The sequence below is a fragment of the Bacillus sp. AFS053548 genome (assembly GCF_002575105.1).
Classification (GTDB): Bacteria; Bacillota; Bacilli; order Bacillales; family Bacillaceae_G; genus Gottfriedia.
Genome location: NZ_NUHI01000089.1, coordinates 1 through 21,307, shown reverse-complemented (window position 1 = coordinate 21,307; position 21,307 = coordinate 1). Strand labels below are relative to the sequence as shown.

Sequence of the window (21,307 nt, the reverse complement as noted above, 5' to 3'; positions counted from 1 at the left end):
TATCTAGTCATTATTTTCATCAGAGTTTGTCTTAGAATGATTTTCTACATAATTTAACTTAGCTTTTTCTAGGTTGTCTATCTGAATAGAAATTGAAGAACGAACAATTTCAATTTGTTGAAAATCAATCATAGTATGCACTTCTTTCAAAATACTAGATACCTTTTGATCACCTTCACCTACATAAGCATAAGTCTGTTTGTCTACTTCTTTTTGATTTTTTAATTTTAATTTAGTAGTAGATAGTTCCTTTTTTATACTTTCTAATTCACCGAATTGATCACTTATCTCCAGTTCAATTTCATTAATTTTGCCAAGTCTTTCACGTAACTCCTGTAATGAAACATTTAAAGGCGGAGAAAAAATTGATTTATATTCTTTATTTATCGTATCCGCAATATTCCGTGCATCATCTTCTAATTTCTTAACTTTTGAGGGAAAAACAATTGATGTTGATATATTGACTGGAGCTGATGAAGCTTGGCTTGAAAATGACGCATCAGTTACACCCACAATTTGAACTCCCGTATAAAAGGAAATACAAATTAGACTCGAAAATACAATGCTTTTTTGACTTGAGTTCCTCATGCGCTCTCCCCTTTGTGAAATTCCGTAATTGACTTTCATTATACATAACTATCAGAAAATTAAAATTAGGATAATTTCGCCGAAAAACCACCAAGAATAATGCTGGATTTTGTCGATTTTAGAAGAAACATTGATAAACCTTATAAAAATTATCCAGAAATGAAATTGTGAAAAATGAATTGATTTCGCGTCGATTTTTCATAATAATTGTAATTGTTACAAAATTCTAATAAAGAGGTGGGTTAATTGAAAAAGAAAGATTTGAAGAGTAGGAATAAAAAGATTGCTATTCCTGCAGTGTTATCTTTGTCAGTCGTTTTAGGAGGAGTATTACCAACCGTAACAACATTTGGGAGTAGATCCGCTAGCGCAGCAACCGTTTCTGAAGTAGTGAATAAGGATGAAATTGTAAAGAACTTCCTTAATTCAAAAGTAGAAAATCAGCTCACAAAGTTAGCTAATATTGGCGAGCAGTTTAAAATTATAAGTGAACAAACTGATTCTTCAACTGGTACTTATCATGTACGTACGGTTGAGCAATACAAGGGAATCCCAATTTTTGGTTCTGGGCAAACTGTTGCTTTAGATGCAAATAATAATGTGTATGCCTCTATTGGCAAAGTAACTCAAAATCTATCTCGAACTCTTATTCCAACTGAAGCATCTATTTCAGAAGATGATGCAATTTCGATAGTTAAAGAAGAAATTCAATCACAAATTGGTGAAGTTAAAAATTATGATGGAATTGATTCTCAATTAATGATTTACCCTTATGAAGGAAAATATCATTTAGCTTATTTAGTAAAAGCTTCTACTTCAGTACCAGCACCAGGATACTTCCACTACTTTGTAGATGCAATTAGTGGAGAAGTAATTGATCAGTTCGATGCACTAGATGAAGTTGATGCAACAACTCTTACTCCGGTAACTGCAAGAGGGTTAGACTTACATGGAGACATGCAATCTTTCACTACTGGTAAGGATTTGTCAACCGGAACTAGCTATTTATATTCGACTTCGGTTTATGGTTCTAAAGTTGTACCAATTGCAACATACGATGCTCGCCGCATGGAAGAATTTGTTTACCAACTTGGTAGTATCTTTGGATTCACAGGCTATGAAATATCAACAAAAAGTCCAACTAATACTTTCACAAATCCTGCAGCTATTTCTGCAATTTACAACTCAGATAAAGTAAATAAATACTATCAAAATATTCATAAGCGTAATAGTTTGGATGATCATGGAATGACATTAATTAATACGGTTCATATTGGAGTAAAATGGAATAACGCTGCTTGGAATGGAAAACAAATGTTATATGGTGATGGCGACGGTATTAAATTTAGTTCTTTAGCTGGTGGTCTAGATGTAGCTGGACATGAAATGACTCATGGTGTTATTGAGCACTCTGCTGACTTAATTTATAAGAATGAATCGGGAGCTATTAATGAATCCCTAGCAGATATAATGGGAAATTTTGCTCAAATGTCCAGTACAGGAGTAACTGAATGGGAACTTGGAGAAGATATCACAACTCCGAACATTCCTGGTGATGGTGGACTTCGTTCAATGAGCAATCCAGCTTCAAAAGCTACAAGCTATATGGCATCAGGTCACTACCCTGATACATACCAGGATCGCTATTTAGGAACTGATGATAATGGAGGAGTACACATTAACAGCGGTATCAATAATAAAGCTGCTTACCTATTAACACAAGGTGGCTCAAATAATGGTATTACAATTAAAGGAATGGGTAGAACGAAAGCAGAAAAAATTTACTACCGTGCAATAACTCTTTATCTAACTCCTTCTTCTGGATTTAAAGAAATGAGAGAAGCTGCAATTCAGTCTGCTCGCGACTTATATCCAGATAAGAATGGTATACCTTCAGCAGAAACCCAAGCTGTTATGGATGCATATACTTCTGTAGGTGTAAACTAATAGGCGAAAAACCATGAACTGTTATTTGTTCATGGTTTTTCTTTATTTATCATAGTTCATTTAAGTTGTAATTACATAAATCGATCAATGAATATGTTTATCAATTTTACAAATAATATCCAACAGGAGGTGGAATATTATTGAAAACACAGCCAAAAATTACAATTTCTAAAGATATTACTAGTAATTTAGAAAAATTAAAAGATAAGTTTTCAAATGTTTTTGATTTTAAAACAAGAAAGATTACTTTCAATGATAGACCACTAAGTATTGCTTTTATTGATACAATCTCGAATAAAGATATTATAAATGAGAAAATAATTAAAGTACTTTTGAATATCAAACAAGGTAATATCATGACCGATCTACCTGTTTCAACTATTTCGACAACTAATTGTTTGAACGAAATACAAGAGGCTCTTACGGATGGAAATACGATATTGTTAGTTGATGGTTCAAACGAAGCCTTTATCATAGATACTGTTTTATTCGAAGTGAGATCGACAAGTGAGCCAACAAATGAAAAAGTTGTTTCAGGTGCCCATGACGGTTTTGTTGAGAGTCTTAATAAAAATATAAATTTTCTAAGAAGTAGAATTAGAAGCTCTGATTTTAAAATAGAAGTTTTAAAAATTGGAGAGCCTGGTACAAATGTTGGCATTTTATATTTAGATAATATCGTAAATAAAGATATTCTAGAAGATGTTAAAGTCCGTATTAATTCAATTCAACTAGAAAATAATTTAACAACCGGTAAGTTAGAAGATTTTATTGAGGATAGTTCTCTATCACCCTTTCCACAAATACTAGAAACGGAGCGCCCTGACCGAGTTATTTCTAATTTATTTGACGGTAAAATTTGCGTAATTGTTGAAGGAAGCCCTACGGTTTCAATTATGCCAGCTTCTTTTTTTATGTTTTTCCAAACTCCCGATGACTATAATGGTAGAGTTTTAATTGGGACTTTTCTAAAACTCGTTAGACTATTTTGTTTTTTTCTTTGTATAACTTTACCTGCAGTATACATATCAATTGTTTCATTTGGCTATGAAATTCTCCCATATGAATTAGTTACCACTATTCAAAACAGTATTGAATTTGTACCATTTTCTCCATTTGTCGAAGCGATCATAATGCAATTAATATTGGAATTATTAAGAGAAGCATCCATTCGACTGCCAAGTCCAATTGCTCAAACGATTGGCATTGTTGGAGGGCTCGTTATCGGGACAGCTATTGTAGAGGCTAATTTAGTTTCTAATACAATGACAGTAGTACTCGCAATTACAGCAGTTGCTTCATTTGTTATCCCTACACAAGAAATGAGCTTTTCACTTCGACTATTAAGTTTTCCAATGATTATTTTGGCATCAATCTATGGATTTGTAGGTATTATATTCGGTTTGATGCTTATTTTTATTCATATGGTAAAGCTCGAGTCGTTCGGTACTCCATACTTTTCACCCCTTGCACCAATTCGAGTAAAAGATCTAAAAGATGCATTAATTAGAATGCCAAGTTGGAAAATGAAAACACGACCGACAAATGCACAGCCTATAGATACTATTCAATCTAAAGGAATGAAGGGATGGAAAAAATGAAAATTAAGAAAAACGAGACCATTTCATCCTTTCAATTATTTTTTTATCTGGTTATCGTACAAATGAATGTAGGAATATTTACACTACCAAATTATTTATATAAAGAAAGTGCTCATGATGGATGGATTTCAATCTTATTTTCTTGTTTATTTTCAATTAGTACTGTATTTCTATACTCATTTTTACTTAAGCGATTTCCGAATTTAACTATATTTGAAATTTGTACGTTTTTTTTTGGTAAGTGGATTGGCGGAATAGTAAAGATTAGTTATATTTTGTATTTTTTATTTACAGCTTATTTAATTAATCAATTTTATCTATTTGTTTTTAGTAAATGGGTTTTTCCAAACTCGCCAACTTGGGGTATCTTGCTCCTCCTATTGATCATTGGAATTTACTTAGGGAAAGAAACAATTCGAACACAAGCCCGTTTTTTCCAGTTATCTTTTTGGGCGTTTTTAGTCATTTTCTTTTTTAGTATAGAAGCATTTCAACGGGTGGAGTGGAAATTTTTATTACCAATTGCTCACGTTAATTTTTCTCATATTTTAAAAGGTAGTTATCTTTCTTATTATTTCTTACATGGCTTTGAATGCCTTTTAGTGCTCTACCCATTTGTAAAAGAACCTCATAGTAAAAAAATAAAAAGTACCATTTTTTCTATATTGTTTATTACGATCATTAATCTTTTCACTGTGATTTTATGTTTTGCATTCTTTAGTGATAAGGAGATGAAGTCAATCCCAGAACCAACAATCTATTTGTTTAAAACATTAACCTTTTTCAAAGAATTAGAACGACTAGATTTACTATTTCTATCAGTCTGGTTTATCATTATTGCCTCTTCTTATGTGTCATATTTAAGCTTAGCTAATGTTGGTATTTCAAACTTATTAGGAAAAAATCGAAATCATACTTCATCCTTGCTTACAGTTTGTATAGTAATCTTTTTAATTGGCAATTTTATACCTACTGCAAAAGGTTTTTATGAAACTTTACTTAAAATTTTATCTTTTTCAAGTTTTATTTTTATACTTGCGATTCCGACGTTTGTATTATTCATCTCCCTTCTATTTAAGATTAAAAGTAAGGAAGTTAAATTGTCATGAAAAAATATCATTACATTCCTTTTTTATTAATCTTCCTTTTAACAGGGTGCTGGGACCAACACTCATTAAAAGATTCTGCACTAGTACTTGGTGTTGCTTTTGACGAACTTCCAAAAGGAAAAATTAAAGGTAAAGTAAGCATTAGAACTAGTGTTTCAAAAGGTGACCAAACTGAGAATACCAATTACAAGGTCAGTGGAGAGGGCATATCTATAAGAGATATACGTAACAATATTGATTATCAAATACCTGGTAATTTTTCATCTAACAAACTACTAGTTATGCTTTTAGGCGAAGATCTTGCAAAAAATAATTTGTATCCTTATTTTGATAATTATTTCCGATTTATTCGAAGCACGCTAACTTCAAGAGTTGCAATTGTAAAAGGACAGGCTTCTAGCATCATTGAAATGAAAACATATAAAGATATTTTTATTAGTGAATCACTTTCAGAAATGCTTGAGGCCGCTGAAAATATTTCTGTTATCCCAAAAGAGACGCAAGAAACTGTTTACAAAAAAATGGATGATCCAGGTACTGATTTAGTCCTACCTTATTTAGAAAAAATAGACGATGAAACAATTAAAATTCAAGGTGTCGCACTTTTAGAAAACAATCGATTTACCGGAAAAATCCTAAATAATAAACAGTCAAAATTATTGTTATTACTGAAAGACAAAAAAAGTAATACGATGAGTTTGACGGAACCATTGGGGAGCAATAATGAGATTGTTTCTTTTAAAGTAAAAAGTATAAAAAGAAACCTACAAATCAAAAATGGAAACCGACCTAAAGTAAAAATTGATTTTAAAATAAAGATTGATTTAACTGAGTATACTGGCGAAGATCTAGCTAGTAATATAAAGAAAATGGAAGTAGAAAACAAAATTGCTAAAAACATCGAAAAGGAGCTAAAAGATGTAATTAGCATTCTTCAAGAAACAAATTGTGATGCATTAGGGATTGGTAGATATATAATGGCTTATCATCCGGATACATGGAAGAAGATAAATTGGGAAAAGGACTATTCAAAAGTTCCCTTTGAGGTCAATACAAAAGTAATTATGTATACAAGTGGGATTATTTTATGAACTATTTAAACAAGTAAAGTCTAGCAATCATTTATTTACATTACGAAACCAGAAAAGCCCTATATCGGGCTTTTTTTGGTTTTGCTTGGTTCAATTCGTACTTCATTTCGATCTATGGTCCCGTTCATATACCAGGTCCTATTGCAAATGCCGCACTTTTAGCAACTTTTGTCCAAATGATCGGAATTTCATTTCAATCGATTTTACGTTAAGAATTAAATCAACGTCGATTAACAATATTAGGAATTTCATTATTAATTAGTTTAGGAATAATGTTTCTTCCAGAAAGTGCATTTAGTGGAATACCAGCTACCTTTAAATATATTTTAAGTAATGGCTTACTCGTAGGTACCATGATTGTTATTCTACTGCAACAATTTTGGAAAGAATGATTCTTGATAAAAAAACAGAAAAACCTTATAAAGGGCTTTTCTGTTTTTTTATTCAATTCGTAATTCATTTTATTCTATTGCCCAACAATTATGTCGCTGCCTTCTTTACTCCTTGAGCATTATTTATTAAACTATCATGTTATATTTTGAACCATGATTTATATAGCAATCGAATAGCCTCTTCAATCTCAGCCTCTGATAAAATAGCAAATCCAAGTAAAACTGTATTTTTTGGATTATTCCCTTCGCTATAATACATTGAAACTGGATATACTTTAATACTATTTTCAGCCGCCCTTTTTATTAACTCTTCTTCTAACATTCCATTGTGAACCTTTAATAAAATATGTAAGCCAGAATCTTCTCCTATCACTTCCACTTTATTAGAAAAGTACTTTACTATAGCCGAAACAAGTACATCTCTCTTTTTTCTGTATACAACTCGCATTTTATGAATATGTTTTTCCCAATGTCCTTCGTTTAAAAATCTTCTAATGATTTCTTGATCAATTCTCGAGACACTTTGTGTGTAAAATAAATATTGTGAATGATACAATTTAATCAGCTGTTTTGGCAACACCATATAACTCATTCGTAATGATGGGAGTAAAGCTTTTGAAAATGTTCCCATGTAAATTACGTTTCCCTCTATGTCAAGTCCCTGCAATGCTGGAATCGGTTTTCCAGAATAACGAAATTCACTATCATAATCATCTTCAATAATATAACGTCCATACTCCTCTTGTGCCCATTGTAAGAGTTGTCCTCTTCTTTTAATTGGCATAATCATTCCACAAGGAAATTGGTGAGACGGTGTAACGAAAATAACTTTCGCTTTGCTAGCTTCTAAAGCTGCAATAGAAATCCCATCCTCATCAAGTGGGATCATTTGAACATTATCTTCTCCCTTCTCAAAAACAACCAACTTTCGATGATACCCTGGATTTTCAACTGCAAAATGCTTTCCCCTTAGTAATTGAAACAAGATTCTTATTAAAAATTGGGTTCCGGCTCCTATTACAATTTGACTCGCTGAACATCTAACACCTCTTGATTCATATAAATATTTCGCAATCTCTTCACGCAAGTTGGATTCGCCTTGAGGATGACCAAGAAATAGAAGGTCCTTATTTTCTTGTTGCCATACTTCATTTGAAATTTTCCGATAGACAGCGAATGGAAATGTCTTTGGATCTACACCCGTTTGTGTAAAATCATATTTATATATCTGTTCTCCGTATAATACTTCCTTAACGAATTCTCTTTTTTTCTCTATAAGCATCATTTGCTCAATTTCACATACAAAATACCCCTTACGTGAAACTGATTCAATATACCCTTCTGCCAGAAGTTGTTCATATGCCGATTCAACTGTATTTTTACTCACTTCTAAATACATTGCTAACTTTCTTTTTGCTGGTAGCTTCGTCATAGGAGGGATTTTTCCACTTCTTATTTCTTCTTTTATATACCCATATAACTGTACATACAACGGCACTTTTGACTCAATATTCAAATTTGGTGTTAACTCTAACATAAAATCTGACCCCTTCATAAAACGAATTATTGATACTTTATATAGTACCAGAGGTTTTATATAATTCTTTTTATCATGTAAATCGAATAAAATCAATTTTTGAAAGGAGCATCATGATCATGCAAAACAACAGACGTCTTGGACTATTTATGATTCTTACAGGAGCTACTTTATGGGGGTTATCAGGTCCATTAATTCAGTGGTTTTTTCAACGTACGAAAATATCATCTATCGACTATTTAGTAATTCGCCTCTTACTTGCTGGGGTCTTTATTTTATGTTTCTTACTTACAAAAAAACAAAATATATTTCGTATTTGGCAACAACCAGTTCATCTATTACACCTTATTATTTTCTCTATTCTCGGGATGCTTGGCGCACAATATGCTTTTATTGAAACTGTGCATATTAGCAACGCTGTGACCGCTACTCTATTCCAATTTTTAGGGCCAGTTCTGATTACTATTTATGTTGCAATACAGCATAAAAAACTTCCTTCTACTATGCAAGTGCTAGCAATTTTCTCTGCACTGATCGGCACATACTTTATTATTACAAATGGATCAGCCCATAATATTGTCATGTCTAAGGAAACTATTTTATTCGGACTGTTAACTGCTATTGGTTTTACATTCTATACACTTCACCCTGCTTCACTTATTCAACGATGGGGGACGACTCTTATTATTGGCTGGGGTATGCTAATCGGAGGTATTGCATTATATATTTGCAATCATTCTTTTGAATGGAAACAATACTCACAAACCTTTACGTTGTCAACATTCTCTATACTAATTTTAATTATTATAATAGGTACACTTTCTTTTCTTCTCTACATCGGTAGCCTAAAATATTTATCAGCAACAGAGACTAGTATTTTATCTAGTATTGAACCACTTGTAGCAACAATTGTTTCTATTACTTGGCTAAAGGAATCTTTCGGAGTATACCAATTACTAGGTGGTATTTGTATCGTCATCGCAGTTATTTTCTTAACAATGCCAGAAAAAGTAGCAAAATCCACTTTCACAACTGAACAAATATAATGCTAAATGTAAAAAGGAGGTCTATTTTTACTTTATGTTGAATAAGAACCCTGTCTTCACTATTGATTAAACACTAAAACTTTATGACAAAAAAACAGAAATGGGGCTTTTTTTGTTTTACACTTACTATTTTATTCTTATGTCTTTAAATCCAATTGTTAGGCTATTATTTCGCTGCCTTCTCATGCTCCTACTTAAAGAAGCTCTTCATTGAATGGAAAGCATCTGATTTGTGGTTAAGGATGTATTAGCGGAAACTTGTTATTGTGGTAATTGGGAGAATAAATTGTCAGGACCAAAGTATCGTTTTTTTTGCATGGGTAAATATAAACCTAAAATACATTAGGCAGGTTTATATGAAGATAAAATTTTGTATATTAATCTCAATTAGCACGTTTATTTTTCTTATTCAACCTTATGTAATTAAAGCAAATCAAAATGAAATAAATAATAAATTACTACATGATACATTGCTGACTACACTCGATCCTTATATTTCAAAAGGTGTAGAAGATTATTATGGATATCATAAAGCGTATGGTTTGTATGATGCGAAAATATTAAATATTAAGAGGGATCGCGAAGGAAGCTATAGCTTTACAGCAAAAGTCCAAGTGAATACTTTTGAACATGCTCACAATCCTCCTTATGGAAAGGAGACAATCATTTTTGATATAAGCCCAATGGGAATTAAGAAGATTAGTTATGTTCATGAAGACGATCAAGAGGAAAGGAAATTTAAACAGTTTTATAGTGAGACTATTTCAGATATAAAGCAATCGTTTAATTTAAATTTAAAGCTATATTCAGAATATAATTATTCGCAGCTTCAATATAAAGCAGAAAAAGAAAAGGAATACAAATCTCTTGCCAATATTACTTTGGAGATTGTTAATAACATTTTAAATCCAGAGATCCATCCACCTTATAAAAACGTAATTTCTCCTGTTACTTTTATAAATGGGAATAAAGCATATATCCTTTTTAAGAAATCAGATGGAACAAATACACTTTATGAAGTGATTAAGCAAAATAAGGAATGGGAAGTTGTAAAAAAGATGAATAAGAATGGTAAGAAAATGAAAAATAAGTTGCTTTGGTATTTGTAAAATTGCTTATGCAACTAACGCTAGCATTAGTTGCATAACAATCCTATAGGCCAAGAAAAATAAGGATAAAAAAAAGCATTCTTCCCGAATTTTCGTTGGAATGCTTACTTCATTATAAAATTATATTTATTAGTGCTTTAACATATATCCCCAAAGTAATAATGGTGTAATAAGAAAAGTGTAAAGTACTATTTGTAAAATAATTATTGGTTTTATTTCTTTAAAATCACTTACCCAAAACTTAGAAACTATTGCATATAATGCTATTTCTATTACTGGTCCAAATACAATTAACCATTTCATTTTAAAAATTTTGCTCCTTTTAGAAATTCTAAGATGCATATATTACAATCACACTCTAAAATTATAACACAAAAAAGAAATTATTTTACAAAAACAAAAAATCTGAAGTATTAAATAAATTTAAAAAATCCCACGATATTAAGGGTGATATACCAGTTAATATTATTCCATGATTAGCTGAAGTTTTCATATTTTTGAAGACATCCTAATATTTTTATTTGCTTTAAACTGTCAATTTATCATTAATCATTTCCAAATCTTATTGAACTAAACTACCATTATGGCGAATAAAAACGCTGTCTTCACTATTGATTAAACCTCTAACTATTTACAACAAAAAACCAGAAAAACCCTCTACCGGGCTCTTCTGGTTTCACTTGCTATTCTATTAGTACTTTATTTAGTTCTATCTTCCAGCGATTATTTCGCTGCCTTCTCATACTCCTGCTTGAAAAAGCTCTTCATTGAATGGAATACATCTGATTTTTGTTTTAGGATGTAGTAGCGGAATTTTTCATCGTTAATGTTTTTATATGCGGACATTAGAGTAGAGTGTCGATTGTATTGGTTTACTTCTCCGTATCCGAACATATTGCTCACTTTCATTAATTCTTGAACTAATTTTACGCAGCGAGCATTATCAGATGTTAAATTATCTCCATCAGAGAAGTGGAATGGATAGATATTATATCTTTCAGGAGAATATTTGTAATCAATTACTTCTAAAGCTTTGCGATAAGCAGATGAACAGATCGTTCCTCCGCTTTCTCCTTTTGTGAAGAACTCTTCTTCTGTAACTACTTTTGCTTCTGTATGGTGTGCAATAAACTCGATATCAACTGATTCATATTTTGTTCTTAAAAATCTGGTCATCCAAAAGAAGAAGCTTCGTGCCATATACTTTTCCCATAAGCCCATACTTCCGCTCGTATCCATCATTGCGAGTACGACGGCTTTAGATTCCGGTTTTCTAATTTCATTCCATGTACGGAACTTTAAATCTTCTGGAGATATCGGATAGAATGATGGCGTACCACTCATGGCGTTACGTTTAAACGCTGACATCATCGTACGTTTTTTATCAATGTTGCCCATTAACCCAGTTTTTCTAACGTCATTAAATTCAATGTTTTCTACAGTATTTAAATCTTGTTCTTTTCTTTTTAGATCAGGTAATTCTAACTGACTAAAAAGAGCTTCCTCTAATTCCATTAGTGAAACCTCTGCCTCATAATAATCTTCACCTGATTCTTTGCCTGCGCCTTGCCCTTTACCAGCACCTTTTTGTGGCTGGCCTCCTTGTGAACCATCTCTTGCCACTACATCGCCAACTTTACTGTCTCCAGTACCCTGACCAACGTGTTTATTTTTATCGTAGTTGTATCTAATCTTATACTCATCTAGTGACCGAATTGGGATTTTTACTACATCGCGCCCGTTTGACATGATGATGCTTTCTTCTGTGATCAAATCTGCTAAATTCTTTTTAATCGCCTCTTGTACCTTCTCTTGGTGGCGCTGTTGGTCATCGTGTCCTTTACGATGGAGGGTCCAGTCTTCCTGTGAAATGGTAAAATTATGCTTTTGATCATGTTCATTATTTTCATTACTCATTTTCTTTCCCTCCCTTACTTGTTTTGATTTATTTGTAAAAATAAAAAAATCGTCACACAGTAATACACAATTGCATAAACTATTTCGGTAGGTGATTTTCTACCCTTTTTTATGGATTACTCTATCATATGCAGAAGGACACAATAATTGACAATGTTTCTTCTAAATTTTACACCCATTTTTTCAGAAAATAGGACGAGTCCTTAAAAATAAATATATTTATATAAAAATTCCAATAAACTTTTGCCTTTAACTATATGTAACAATACTTAAAAAAGAACAAAAAAAGTGGAAAACTAGTAAAAAGTTTTCCACTTTTTTATTTAAGGTAAATTATGCCCCATTCCAGCTACGTAAATTCGTAGCCATTGTTCCGTCGACATACTTAAATTTGTAGACTCAACTGCTGTTTTAACACGTTCAATTTTACCAGACCCTACGATTGGCATCATTTTAGCAGGATGAGCTAATAACCATGCGTACATTACTTCGTCGATTGAATTTGCGCCAATTTCACTAGAAACCTCTTCAAGCATTGCTCGAACTCGTACCGCTGTTTCAGACTGACTAGTAAAAATTTGTCCGCCAGCTAATGGGGACCAAATCATTGGAGCAATATCTTTTTCAAGTAATAAATCAATTGTTCCCATTTCAAAATGCTCTAATTGCATTGGAGAAACTTCAATTTGATTTGTTACTAAAGGCATGTTTAGATATACTTGTAATGCGTTTAATTGAGATGGTAAAAAGTTTGAAACCCCAAAGTGGCGCACTTTTCCTTCTGAATGAAGTTGATTAAACGCCTCTGCGATTTCCTTTGGATTCATAAAAGGATTTGGTCTATGTATTAAAAGTAAATCGATATAATCTGTTTGTAGATTTTCCAGAGAATTATTAACACTCATAAGGATATGCTCTTTACTAGTATCATAATGATTCATTTTAAGTTCAGGAAACTTTGATGACTTTAACTTTATTCCACATTTTGTAACGATTTGAATTTTTTCACGAAGCTCCGGTTTTAGTGCTAAAGCTTTTCCAAAAATTTCTTCACAAGTATAGCCTCCATAAATATCGGCATGATCAAAGGTTGTAATTCCTAAATCAATACATTCTTCTATAAAAGTGACTAATTGTTCTGATGTCATTTTCCATTCAGATAAACGCCATAACCCATGAATAATTTGTGAAAACTCAAGATTTTCAGCTATTTGAATTCTTTTCATCTACACTATCTCACCTTTCTTTTTAATCATTATCATCATTATAGGATAAACGTTATTAATTGCAAAAGAAAACGGCTATCTAATAGATAGCCGCTTAAACAATTTATCGGTTAAGTAATGAGCCTACGTAGCGTAATAATTCATTTGCTGATGTTGGGTTATAACCATATTCATCAACTAATCTGCTGACAACGTCATTGATTTTCTTTAATTGACGCTCGTCAGGAGTTTTTGTGGACGTCGTAATCTTAACAACATCCTTCAGATCCGAAAAAAGTTTCTTTTGGATTGCTTCTTTTAATCTTTCATGTGAATTGTAATCAAAACGTTTACCTTTCCTTGCATATGCCGAGATTCTGATTAGTATTTCTTCACGGAATGCTTTCTTTGCATTCTCAGAGATACCAATTTGTTCTTCAATCGAACGCATCAACTTCTCATCTGGATTCATCTCTTCACCTGTTAAAGGATCACGAAGCTTATTCTTATTGCAATATGCTTCTACATTATCAAGATAATTATCCATAAGTGTTTTTGCAGACTCTTCATATGAATATACAAAAGCTTTTTGAACTTCTTGTTTTGCTATATCATCATATTCTTTTCTTGCGATTGAGATAAAATTCATATAACGCTCACGATCTTCATTAGAAATAGATGGATGTTGATCTAAACCATCTTTTAATGAGCGTAATACATCCAAAGCATTAATTGAAGGAATCTCTTTTCGAATAATTGTAGATGAAATACGGTTAATGACATAACGCGGATCGATACCATGCATACCTTCATCTAAATATTCTTTCTTCAACTCCTCTAAATCAACAGTGTTATAGCCTTCTACCATTTCACCATCATATAGACGCATCTTCTTAACTAAATCAATATCTCCTCGTTTTGGTTCTTTTAAACGAGTAAGAATTGTAAACATTGCTGCAACACGTAAAGTATGTGGAGCAATATGAACATTTGAAACATCACTTTCAGAGATCATTTTTTGATAAATTCTCTCTTCTTCACTTACTCTTAAGTTATACGGAATTGGCATTACGATTATTCGAGAATGAAGTGCTTCATTCTTCTTATTATTAATAAAGGATCTGTACTCTGTTTCATTCGTATGAGCGATGATTAATTCATCCGCAGAAATCAATGCAAAACGCCCTGCCTTAAAGTTTCCTTCCTGTGTCAGGGATAATAAGTGCCATAAAAACTTTTCATCACATTTTAACATCTCTTGGAATTCCATCATTCCACGGTTTGCTTTATTCAACTCACCATCAAACCGGTAGGCACGCGGATCTGACTCTGATCCAAATTGAGCAATTGTTGAAAAATCAATACTTCCTGTTAAATCTGCAATATCTTGAGATTTTGGATCAGACGGGCTAAAAGTACCAATACCAACTCGACGATCCTCTGATAAAAATACTCTTTCTACCATAACATCTTCTATTCTTCCACCAAACTCTTGTTCAAGTCTCATTAAGTTTAAAGGTGAAAGATTTCCTTCAATTCGAACTCCATATTCATTGAAAAAATCATCTCTTAAATGGTTAGGAATTAAATGCAATGGATCTTCATGCATTGGGCAACCTTTAATAGCGTAGATTGCTCCTTGATCAGACCTTGAATAATTTTCTAAGCCTCTTTTTAACATCGTTACTAGTGTAGATTTACCACCACTTACAGGGCCCATTAACAATAAAATACGTTTTTTAACATCTAATCTCTTGGCAGCAGGATGGAAATATTCTTCCACGAGTCTCTCTAGCGCTTCTTCTAATCCATATAGGTTGTTATTAAAGAAACTGTAGGCTTTTTTACCATTCACTTCTTCAATACCTGCGTCTTTAATCATATTATAAATTCTAGAATGTGCAGTTTGTGCAACCAAGGGCTCCTCTTTTAGCATTTCAAGATACTCAGCAAAAGTGCCTTCCCATTTCAATCTTTGTTCCATGTCCCGGTGCTGCTCAAGTTTCTTTAAAATATCCATGGACAAGTACCTCCTTCTTCTCATCTGTAAGAGAGATTATTAAAGGATATGCAAGGATGTCCGTACTCATGCTATATCTTTGAGTAGGAAAATATATTTTATCGAAATCCAATTCTCATAAATTTACTTTCATATTTCTATGTTTTTTCTGTATAATAAGGTTTAGGGTGTTGGGAATTTTTCAATTGGGAGGATACATACTGATGAGACTAGTATTAATTTTATTAGTTACAGCATCATTCTTAGCAGCAATTTTCACAGGCGGCTATAATGACAAACCTGGACTGAAAAACAGATAATATTTTTTAAAAGATGCTTCTAAACGCGGGTCTTAATTTTATTTAGACCGTTCTAATGGAAGCATCTTTTTTATTTGTTTACTCTTAAATAAAATCTTAATTTAATAAAAAAAATCACCATTTATATGGTGACTTTTATTACTTAGAATAATCCTTTACCTTCAACAACTCACGGAAATCTTGCTGACGTAAAGCTTCGTAAATTAAAATTGCAGCTGTATTTGATAAATTTAGAGATCTAATATGATCTGTCATTGGTATACGTAAGCAAGTTTCCATGTTTTTTTCAATTAACTCTTTCGGAAGCCCTGTTGTTTCTCTACCAAATACAAAGAAAATCTCTTCATCTAAATTTGTATAGTCAAAGTTTGAATATGTTTTTTCCCCAAATTTAGTTATAAAGTAAAATTTCCCGTCTTTATATTGATCAAATAAATCGTCCAAAGAATCATGATAATGTATATCTACATGCTCCCAATAATCAAGACCAGCTCTTTTTAACATTTTATCATCAGTTGAAAAACCTAACGGACGGATTAAATGCAAACTTGTATCTGTTCCTGCACAAGTACGTGCAATATTTCCTGTATTTGCTGGAATTTGTGGTTGATATAATACAACGTGTATTCCCATCTTTTTCACCTCTATATTGTTTCAATGCTTTATATTATACCAAATTCGTAATTAATAAGGTATTATTCCATTGGAGGGTTAGAAAAGTCATCAACGAAGTGAAAAAACTTATACTTAATATTCTCCGTAAAAGCAGAAGAATCAAAGTATGACCAATATCTTTTACGGCTATTTACAGTATGTGCATTCACTAAAGGTTCACCGTTTTCATCCTTAGCAACAACGATTGTACAATGATTCCATACTCCATCACCTTCAAAATCATATACGATAATATCCCCCAATGTAAGATCTTTTGGAGAAGGCACCTCTTCTGCTTTAATTCCAGTTTTAGGCGCAGGTAAAAATCTTCTTAATGCATGAGCAACTCTCCAGCTATAACTACTATTAGAATGATTTTTATACCACCACCCTGTCCCTGGTTTTGGCATTCCAACCATACGAATGCCTCCAGCCCTTAAACATTGAGATATAAAATTAGTACAATCATTTGCATACAATGGATATTCTTTATTATGGCCATCCCACCAGGTTTCAGCATATTTAACAGCATTAAATCGGTTATATCTGTTATTTCGATCTAAGGATTCATTTTCATCTGAACCTTCTTCTTCGAGTTCAAAATTTTCAACTTGATTATCAATCGGGAAAGCTATGTCATATAAGATTTCATCATTTTCAATCGCGATCTGTCTTTCATGTTGATCCTCTTCAAAATATAAATCGTTTTGCTTTAAAAAATATCGCGTATGGAATGTATAATTTATATACGTTACGGCCTGTTCAGTCCAAATATTGTTTACATCAAGATTTCCATATACTTTCACTAATGAAACATTACGCTTATTATATAATTCAACTTTACGCCTGATTGCCTGATATTCTTTTTCTTGAATAGGATGACTTCGATGCCCTTCACCAAAGTAAAGTTGTAATCGTTCTTTTAAATAACTCTCTAAAAGTTCACGATTAAACAAGATAATCCCCCTTTTCAACATATATTCTTATTCTATACGATGTTGAAAAATAAGAGATTATACCACTCAATATTGTTTACTTTGAAAGAACAGCTTTAATTTCATTTAATACAATCTCGTCTTGCTCTTTTTGCAAACAACTTTCAATAAATGGTGTACTGTTCTTTCCTTCAATCTCAAAAATAGCCCAAATAGCTGTACCTCTAATTACTGGTCTTGCATCTTTTTTCGCTAATTCCTTTAAATCATCTAATGCCGATTCATCTTTAAAATGTGCTAAAGCAATGATGGCATTTCGCTGAATAGGGTTCTTTCCTCTCCATGACCCAGACATTTGGCCAAACTGACTTTTAAACTCTCTGTTACTTACCTTTAATACAGAGCGTAATAAAGGTTTTACAGTTTCCGGATCAGGTTCCATCTCAGTATGATGAGTAAAATTAATTCCTTTATTTTTAGGACAAACTGTCTGACATGTATCGCATCCATATATACGATTTCCCAGCTCTTTTCGAAACTCAACAGGAATCATCTCTTTTGATTGGGTTAAAAAAGCAATACAATTTTTAGCATTTAATTGACCTGGAGAAACAATTGCACTTGTTGGACAAACATCCAGGCATTTTGTACACTCTCCACACTGTTCTTCAATAGGAGAATCTGGTTCAAAAGGTAATGATGTAATCATTTCCCCTAAATACACATAAGAACCGAATTCTGGCGTAATAATTGAACAATTCTTAGCACTCCAACCTATACCAGCTCGCTCGGCCACAGCTCGATCTACTAGCTCACCAGTATCGACCATCGACTGAACCTTTGCACTTGGATAATGTAATAATATAAATGACTCAAGCTGAAGTAATTTCTTTTTTACAACTACATGGTAATCTTCACCCCATGAGGCCCTACAAAAAATTCCTCTTGTAGATCCTTTTTTACTTTTAGGAGGATTTTTTAATTTAGATGGATATGCTAGAGCAATTGCAATAATTGAATTAGCTTCTGTCATAATTTTTGTTGCATCTACTCTTCGCTCAATATCCTTTGTCTCAAAACCCGATTGATAATTTAATTCCTGCTGCCTATATAAGCGATTTTTTAATGTTAAAAATGGATCAACAGTCGTAAATCCAATCTTATCTATTCCAATTTCTTTACTATATGATATCAATTCTTTTTGAAATTCTTTTATATTCACAAGAATCACCTAACTGCCTGTTAATTTACAAATTATATTTTCTATTCTAGTCAGAAAATTATTTCTTTATCTAATTATTTCATAAAAGGCTTTAATAATAGACATTTTAATATAAAAAAACGCAATGTATCGTTCTTCGAATGAATCAATACACTGCGTTGTTATCAAGTTATAAGTGCTACTACTAATACAATTTAATATGTATTTAGTAGGTTTTTAATGAGCTTGTAATTAAATTTATCATAAATATGTCATAAATTCAAGAATAAAATCAATTTTTGTCGAAAGGGTTCTAGTGTGATTGAGTATAGAAAATATTTATAGAAGTTAAAAATAACGGATGATGTGAGTAAGAAAAAGAACAATAATCATTAGAACTTTAATTAATTAACTAATAGCAGAAAATAATAAAAGATTTGTAGAAATTTGAATGAAGGTATAATGAATTTTCCCATAGAATTCTTCTTTATAGGTTAAATATAGGAGGAGAGTAACTATGACAGATCCTTTGGTAAATGAAGAAAAAAATCCTTTGGTCGAAAGTTTCGAAGGTGTCTGTAGTTTGATTGAAGAAACAAACGACAGAATTGATTTTACACAGGATACACTTAAGGAACTTGATCGATACAATAATGAGAAATTAAAAGATGCAAAACAATTTACTATCAAAGTAGCTGCTGCAAGCCTACTAATAGCAACAACAGGCTTAGTAGTTACTTTAGCAAATAAAAGAAAACCAAAACAATTTGATTGGCTTGGTACTAAGCAAAAACGTAAGTATGTAAAAATGTAACGAATAGCATTTCTGAATAGCCACATAAAAAAGGCAGCGACCATTGTTATAGTTGCTGCTTTTCTTTATGATGATTATTAATACATAATGAAGACAATTATTAAATGCTGGATGAAGATGAAGATTATAAAAAGCCTATTCTTTTGCTTACCCTTTAGGATCTAACAAAAAAGGATTCTGCATCTCTGCAAAATCCTCTTCCCTTAATTCAATATAGCGGTGACAGGACTTGAACCTGCACATCCGTGAAGATACCTGATTTTGAGTCAGGCGTGTCTGCCATTCCACCACACCGCCAAAAAGTTATAAAATAATTATAATATATAAAAGACAAATTGTCCATTCAAATCTGTAATTAAAAACCTCTTACAAAAGTAAGAGGTTTAATGATACCGAGGGCCGGACTCGAACCGGCACGGGGTCAACCCCCGCAGGATTTTAAGTCCTGTGTGTCTGCCATTCCACCACCCCGGCAGAATTAAATTAAAAGGCGGTAACCGGATTTGAACCGATGATAAAGGTTTTGCAGACCTCTGCCTTACCACTTGGCTATACCGCCATATTTGGAGCGGAAGACGGGGTTCGAACCCGCGACCCCAACCTTGGCAAGGTTGTATTCTACCACTGAACTACTTCCGCATAAATGGCTGGGCTACCTGGATTCGAACCAGGGCATGACGGAATCAAAATCCGTTGCCTTACCGCTTGGCTATAGCCCATTAATTAAGAACTTTATATACTATATTCAATTTATTATAAATTATATTACCCACTCGAGTAAACGTTACAATAATTTAAATGGGGCGACCGATGGGAATCGAACCCACGAGTGTCGGAACCACAATCCGATGCGTTAACCACTTCGCCACGACCGCCATTATTGTATTATTTGGCAGGGGCAGTAGGAATCGAACCCACACCAAAGGTTTTGGAGACCTCTATTCTACCGTTAAACTATGCCCCTATAAAATGGTGGAGGGGGACGGATTCGAACCGCCGAACCCACAGGGAGCGGATTTACAGTCCGCCGCGTTTAGCCACTTCGCTACCCCTCCGGTTAAAGAGTGCCGACTAGAGGACTTGAACCCCCAACCTACTGATTACAAGTCAGTTGCTCTACCAATTGAGCTAAGTCGGCTTAATAATTATATACTATATTTTTAAGATGGTGGCTCGGGACGGAATCGAACCGCCGACACGAGGATTTTCAGTCCTCTGCTCTACCGACTGAGCTACCGAGCCATCTTAAATGGCGGTCCCGACCGGGATCGAACCGGCGATCTCCTGCGTGACAGGCAGGCATGTTAACCGCTACACCACGGGACCATTTGGTTGCGGGGACAGGATTTGAACCTGCGACCTTCGGGTTATGAGCCCGACGAGCTACCAGACTGCTCCACCCCGCGATAATTTGGATTCTATTTCTTATAGATCCATGAACTATATTTTATTAATTAGATGGTGGAGGATGACGGGCTCGAACCGCCGACCCCCTGCTTGTAAGGCAGGTGCTCTCCCAGCTGAGCTAATCCTCCAGGATAAAATGGTGACCCGTACGGGACTCGAACCCGTGTTACCGCCGTGAAAGGGCGGTGTCTTAACCGCTTGACCAACGGGCCAGTATAATAGTGCTGAAAACATGTGGCGGAGAGCAAGGGATTTGAACCCTTGAGACAGGGTTACCCGCCTACACGATTTCCAATCGTGCTCCTTCGGCCACTCGGACAGCTCTCCAAAATGGCTCCGCAGGTAGGGTTCGAACCTACGACCACTCGGTTAACAGCCGAGTGCTCTACCACTGAGCTACTGCGGAATAATCATAAACCAAGCGACGTTCTACTC

Annotated in this window: 16 protein-coding genes, 16 tRNA genes and 1 pseudogene; 8 read left to right on the top strand and 25 right to left on the bottom strand. The window is 33.4% G+C overall.

Annotated features, from left to right (window positions below):
* Nucleotides 1-3: 3 nt before the first annotated feature.
* Nucleotides 4-513: a DUF4047 domain-containing protein gene (locus tag CN946_RS22955; protein ID WP_176547428.1), complete on the bottom strand. Its 510-nt coding sequence runs from the start codon at nucleotides 511-513 to the stop codon at nucleotides 4-6.
* Between the two features lie 321 nt (nucleotides 514-834).
* Between CN946_RS22955 and CN946_RS22950 the strand changes: the two genes are divergently transcribed.
* The 5 genes and pseudogenes from CN946_RS22950 to CN946_RS22930 form a co-directional block, all read left to right on the top strand.
* Nucleotides 835-2,535, top strand: coding sequence for a M4 family metallopeptidase (locus CN946_RS22950; RefSeq protein ID WP_098863144.1), 1,701 nt, complete (start codon nucleotides 835-837; stop codon nucleotides 2,533-2,535).
* A 140-nt stretch (nucleotides 2,536-2,675) separates the two neighbouring features.
* A complete protein-coding gene (locus tag CN946_RS22945; RefSeq protein WP_176547427.1) occupies nucleotides 2,676-4,136 on the top strand; it encodes a spore germination protein in 1,461 nt (486 codons plus the stop codon).
* Complete coding sequence (locus tag CN946_RS22940; RefSeq protein ID WP_176547426.1) at nucleotides 4,133-5,245, top strand: GerAB/ArcD/ProY family transporter; 1,113 nt, start codon at nucleotides 4,133-4,135, stop codon at nucleotides 5,243-5,245. Before CN946_RS22945 ends, CN946_RS22940 begins: the two co-directional genes overlap by 4 nt.
* Nucleotides 5,242-6,336: a Ger(x)C family spore germination protein gene (locus CN946_RS22935; protein ID WP_098863141.1), complete on the top strand. Its 1,095-nt coding sequence runs from the start codon at nucleotides 5,242-5,244 to the stop codon at nucleotides 6,334-6,336. The genes CN946_RS22940 and CN946_RS22935 overlap by 4 nt, the downstream gene beginning before the upstream one ends.
* A 128-nt stretch (nucleotides 6,337-6,464) precedes the next feature.
* Nucleotides 6,465-6,728: pseudogene (locus CN946_RS22930) on the top strand (purine/pyrimidine permease); the annotation flags it as partial.
* Nucleotides 6,729-6,867: 139 nt separating this feature from the next.
* On the opposite strand, the gene pdxR reads toward CN946_RS22930, so the two are convergent.
* Nucleotides 6,868-8,265: a MocR-like pyridoxine biosynthesis transcription factor PdxR gene (gene pdxR / locus CN946_RS22925; RefSeq protein ID WP_098863140.1), complete on the bottom strand. Its 1,398-nt coding sequence runs from the start codon at nucleotides 8,263-8,265 to the stop codon at nucleotides 6,868-6,870.
* A gap of 119 nt (nucleotides 8,266-8,384) precedes the next feature.
* Between pdxR and CN946_RS22920 the strand changes: the two genes are divergently transcribed.
* Entirely contained in the window at nucleotides 8,385-9,311 is a 927-nt protein-coding gene (locus CN946_RS22920) for a DMT family transporter (protein WP_098863139.1), read from the top strand.
* A gap of 356 nt (nucleotides 9,312-9,667) precedes the next feature.
* The gene (locus CN946_RS22915; RefSeq protein ID WP_141546968.1) at nucleotides 9,668-10,420 is read left to right on the top strand and encodes a DUF3888 domain-containing protein; all 753 of its coding nucleotides are present in this window, start codon (nucleotides 9,668-9,670) and stop codon (nucleotides 10,418-10,420) included.
* A gap of 129 nt (nucleotides 10,421-10,549) precedes the next feature.
* Here CN946_RS22915 and CN946_RS23650 read toward each other — a convergent pair whose 3' ends face one another.
* The 7 genes from CN946_RS23650 to queG all read right to left on the bottom strand — a co-directional run bounded on the left by CN946_RS23650 (nucleotide 10,550) and on the right by queG (nucleotide 18,672).
* Complete coding sequence (locus CN946_RS23650; protein WP_176547425.1) at nucleotides 10,550-10,723, bottom strand: hypothetical protein; 174 nt, start codon at nucleotides 10,721-10,723, stop codon at nucleotides 10,550-10,552.
* Between the two features lie 420 nt (nucleotides 10,724-11,143).
* The gene (yhbH, locus tag CN946_RS22910) at nucleotides 11,144-12,337 is read right to left on the bottom strand and encodes a sporulation protein YhbH (protein WP_098863137.1); all 1,194 of its coding nucleotides are present in this window, start codon (nucleotides 12,335-12,337) and stop codon (nucleotides 11,144-11,146) included.
* 323 nt (nucleotides 12,338-12,660) lie between these two features.
* On the bottom strand, nucleotides 12,661-13,563 hold the full coding sequence (locus CN946_RS22905; protein ID WP_098863136.1) for an aldo/keto reductase: 903 nt from the start codon (nucleotides 13,561-13,563) through the stop codon (nucleotides 12,661-12,663).
* Nucleotides 13,564-13,666: 103 nt separating this feature from the next.
* A complete protein-coding gene (locus CN946_RS22900) occupies nucleotides 13,667-15,562 on the bottom strand; it encodes a PrkA family serine protein kinase (RefSeq protein ID WP_098863135.1) in 1,896 nt (631 codons plus the stop codon).
* A gap of 437 nt (nucleotides 15,563-15,999) precedes the next feature.
* Nucleotides 16,000-16,494 carry a tRNA (uridine(34)/cytosine(34)/5-carboxymethylaminomethyluridine(34)-2'-O)-methyltransferase TrmL gene (trmL, locus tag CN946_RS22895; RefSeq protein WP_098430044.1) on the bottom strand — a complete coding sequence of 165 codons (495 nt, stop codon included), beginning with the start codon at nucleotides 16,492-16,494 and terminating at the stop codon, nucleotides 16,000-16,002.
* 62 nt (nucleotides 16,495-16,556) lie between these two features.
* Nucleotides 16,557-17,471: an amidase domain-containing protein gene (locus CN946_RS22890; RefSeq protein ID WP_176547424.1), complete on the bottom strand. Its 915-nt coding sequence runs from the start codon at nucleotides 17,469-17,471 to the stop codon at nucleotides 16,557-16,559.
* Nucleotides 17,472-17,547: 76 nt separating this feature from the next.
* The gene (queG, locus tag CN946_RS22885; protein ID WP_098863133.1) at nucleotides 17,548-18,672 is read right to left on the bottom strand and encodes a tRNA epoxyqueuosine(34) reductase QueG; all 1,125 of its coding nucleotides are present in this window, start codon (nucleotides 18,670-18,672) and stop codon (nucleotides 17,548-17,550) included.
* A 496-nt stretch (nucleotides 18,673-19,168) separates the two neighbouring features.
* Here queG and CN946_RS22880 point away from each other — a divergent pair, with 496 nt between their 5' ends.
* Nucleotides 19,169-19,465 carry a hypothetical protein gene (locus CN946_RS22880; protein WP_098863132.1) on the top strand — a complete coding sequence of 99 codons (297 nt, stop codon included), beginning with the start codon at nucleotides 19,169-19,171 and terminating at the stop codon, nucleotides 19,463-19,465.
* Between the two features lie 214 nt (nucleotides 19,466-19,679).
* Here the strand turns inward: CN946_RS22880 and CN946_RS22875 are convergent.
* From CN946_RS22875 to CN946_RS22800, 16 genes are all read right to left on the bottom strand, one after another.
* Nucleotides 19,680-19,762: transfer RNA gene (locus CN946_RS22875), tRNA-Leu, on the bottom strand.
* Nucleotides 19,763-19,855: 93 nt separating this feature from the next.
* A tRNA-Leu gene (locus tag CN946_RS22870) sits at nucleotides 19,856-19,939 on the bottom strand.
* A gap of 14 nt (nucleotides 19,940-19,953) precedes the next feature.
* Nucleotides 19,954-20,024 (bottom strand) — tRNA-Cys (locus CN946_RS22865).
* Between the two features lie 5 nt (nucleotides 20,025-20,029).
* A tRNA-Gly gene (locus CN946_RS22860) sits at nucleotides 20,030-20,104 on the bottom strand.
* Nucleotides 20,105-20,109: 5 nt separating this feature from the next.
* A tRNA-Gln gene (locus tag CN946_RS22855) sits at nucleotides 20,110-20,184 on the bottom strand.
* A gap of 80 nt (nucleotides 20,185-20,264) precedes the next feature.
* A tRNA-His gene (locus tag CN946_RS22850) sits at nucleotides 20,265-20,340 on the bottom strand.
* A gap of 15 nt (nucleotides 20,341-20,355) precedes the next feature.
* Nucleotides 20,356-20,429: transfer RNA gene (locus CN946_RS22845), tRNA-Trp, on the bottom strand.
* A gap of 6 nt (nucleotides 20,430-20,435) precedes the next feature.
* Nucleotides 20,436-20,520, bottom strand: a tRNA-Tyr gene (locus CN946_RS22840).
* A gap of 10 nt (nucleotides 20,521-20,530) precedes the next feature.
* Nucleotides 20,531-20,603, bottom strand: a tRNA-Thr gene (locus CN946_RS22835).
* 28 nt (nucleotides 20,604-20,631) lie between these two features.
* A tRNA-Phe gene (locus tag CN946_RS22830) sits at nucleotides 20,632-20,707 on the bottom strand.
* An 8-nt stretch (nucleotides 20,708-20,715) separates the two neighbouring features.
* Nucleotides 20,716-20,791: transfer RNA gene (locus tag CN946_RS22825), tRNA-Asp, on the bottom strand.
* Nucleotides 20,792-20,794: 3 nt separating this feature from the next.
* Nucleotides 20,795-20,871, bottom strand: a tRNA-Met gene (locus CN946_RS22820).
* Between the two features lie 53 nt (nucleotides 20,872-20,924).
* Nucleotides 20,925-21,000, bottom strand: a tRNA-Val gene (locus CN946_RS22815).
* A gap of 9 nt (nucleotides 21,001-21,009) precedes the next feature.
* A tRNA-Glu gene (locus CN946_RS22810) sits at nucleotides 21,010-21,084 on the bottom strand.
* A gap of 23 nt (nucleotides 21,085-21,107) precedes the next feature.
* Nucleotides 21,108-21,199, bottom strand: a tRNA-Ser gene (locus CN946_RS22805).
* A 4-nt stretch (nucleotides 21,200-21,203) separates the two neighbouring features.
* A tRNA-Asn gene (locus tag CN946_RS22800) sits at nucleotides 21,204-21,278 on the bottom strand.
* Nucleotides 21,279-21,307 lie beyond the last annotated feature (29 nt).

Bases quoted from the DNA above. Each gene is read 5' to 3' on its own strand.
- CN946_RS22940 (WP_176547426.1), top strand. From the start codon at position 4,133: ATGAAAATTAAGAAAAACGAGACCATTTCATCCTTTCAATTATTTTTT.
- CN946_RS22935 (WP_098863141.1), top strand. From the start codon at position 5,242: ATGAAAAAATATCATTACATTCCTTTTTTATTAATCTTCCTTTTAACA.
- pdxR (WP_098863140.1), bottom strand. From the start codon at position 8,265: ATGTTAGAGTTAACACCAAATTTGAATATTGAGTCAAAAGTGCCGTTG.
- CN946_RS22920 (WP_098863139.1), top strand. From the start codon at position 8,385: ATGCAAAACAACAGACGTCTTGGACTATTTATGATTCTTACAGGAGCT.
- CN946_RS22915 (WP_141546968.1), top strand. From the start codon at position 9,668: ATGAAGATAAAATTTTGTATATTAATCTCAATTAGCACGTTTATTTTT.
- CN946_RS23650 (WP_176547425.1), bottom strand. From the start codon at position 10,723: ATGAAATGGTTAATTGTATTTGGACCAGTAATAGAAATAGCATTATAT.
- yhbH (WP_098863137.1), bottom strand. From the start codon at position 12,337: ATGAGTAATGAAAATAATGAACATGATCAAAAGCATAATTTTACCATT.
- CN946_RS22905 (WP_098863136.1), bottom strand. From the start codon at position 13,563: ATGAAAAGAATTCAAATAGCTGAAAATCTTGAGTTTTCACAAATTATT.
- CN946_RS22900 (WP_098863135.1), bottom strand. From the start codon at position 15,562: ATGGATATTTTAAAGAAACTTGAGCAGCACCGGGACATGGAACAAAGA.
- trmL (WP_098430044.1), bottom strand. From the start codon at position 16,494: ATGGGAATACACGTTGTATTATATCAACCACAAATTCCAGCAAATACA.
- CN946_RS22880 (WP_098863132.1), top strand. From the start codon at position 19,169: ATGACAGATCCTTTGGTAAATGAAGAAAAAAATCCTTTGGTCGAAAGT.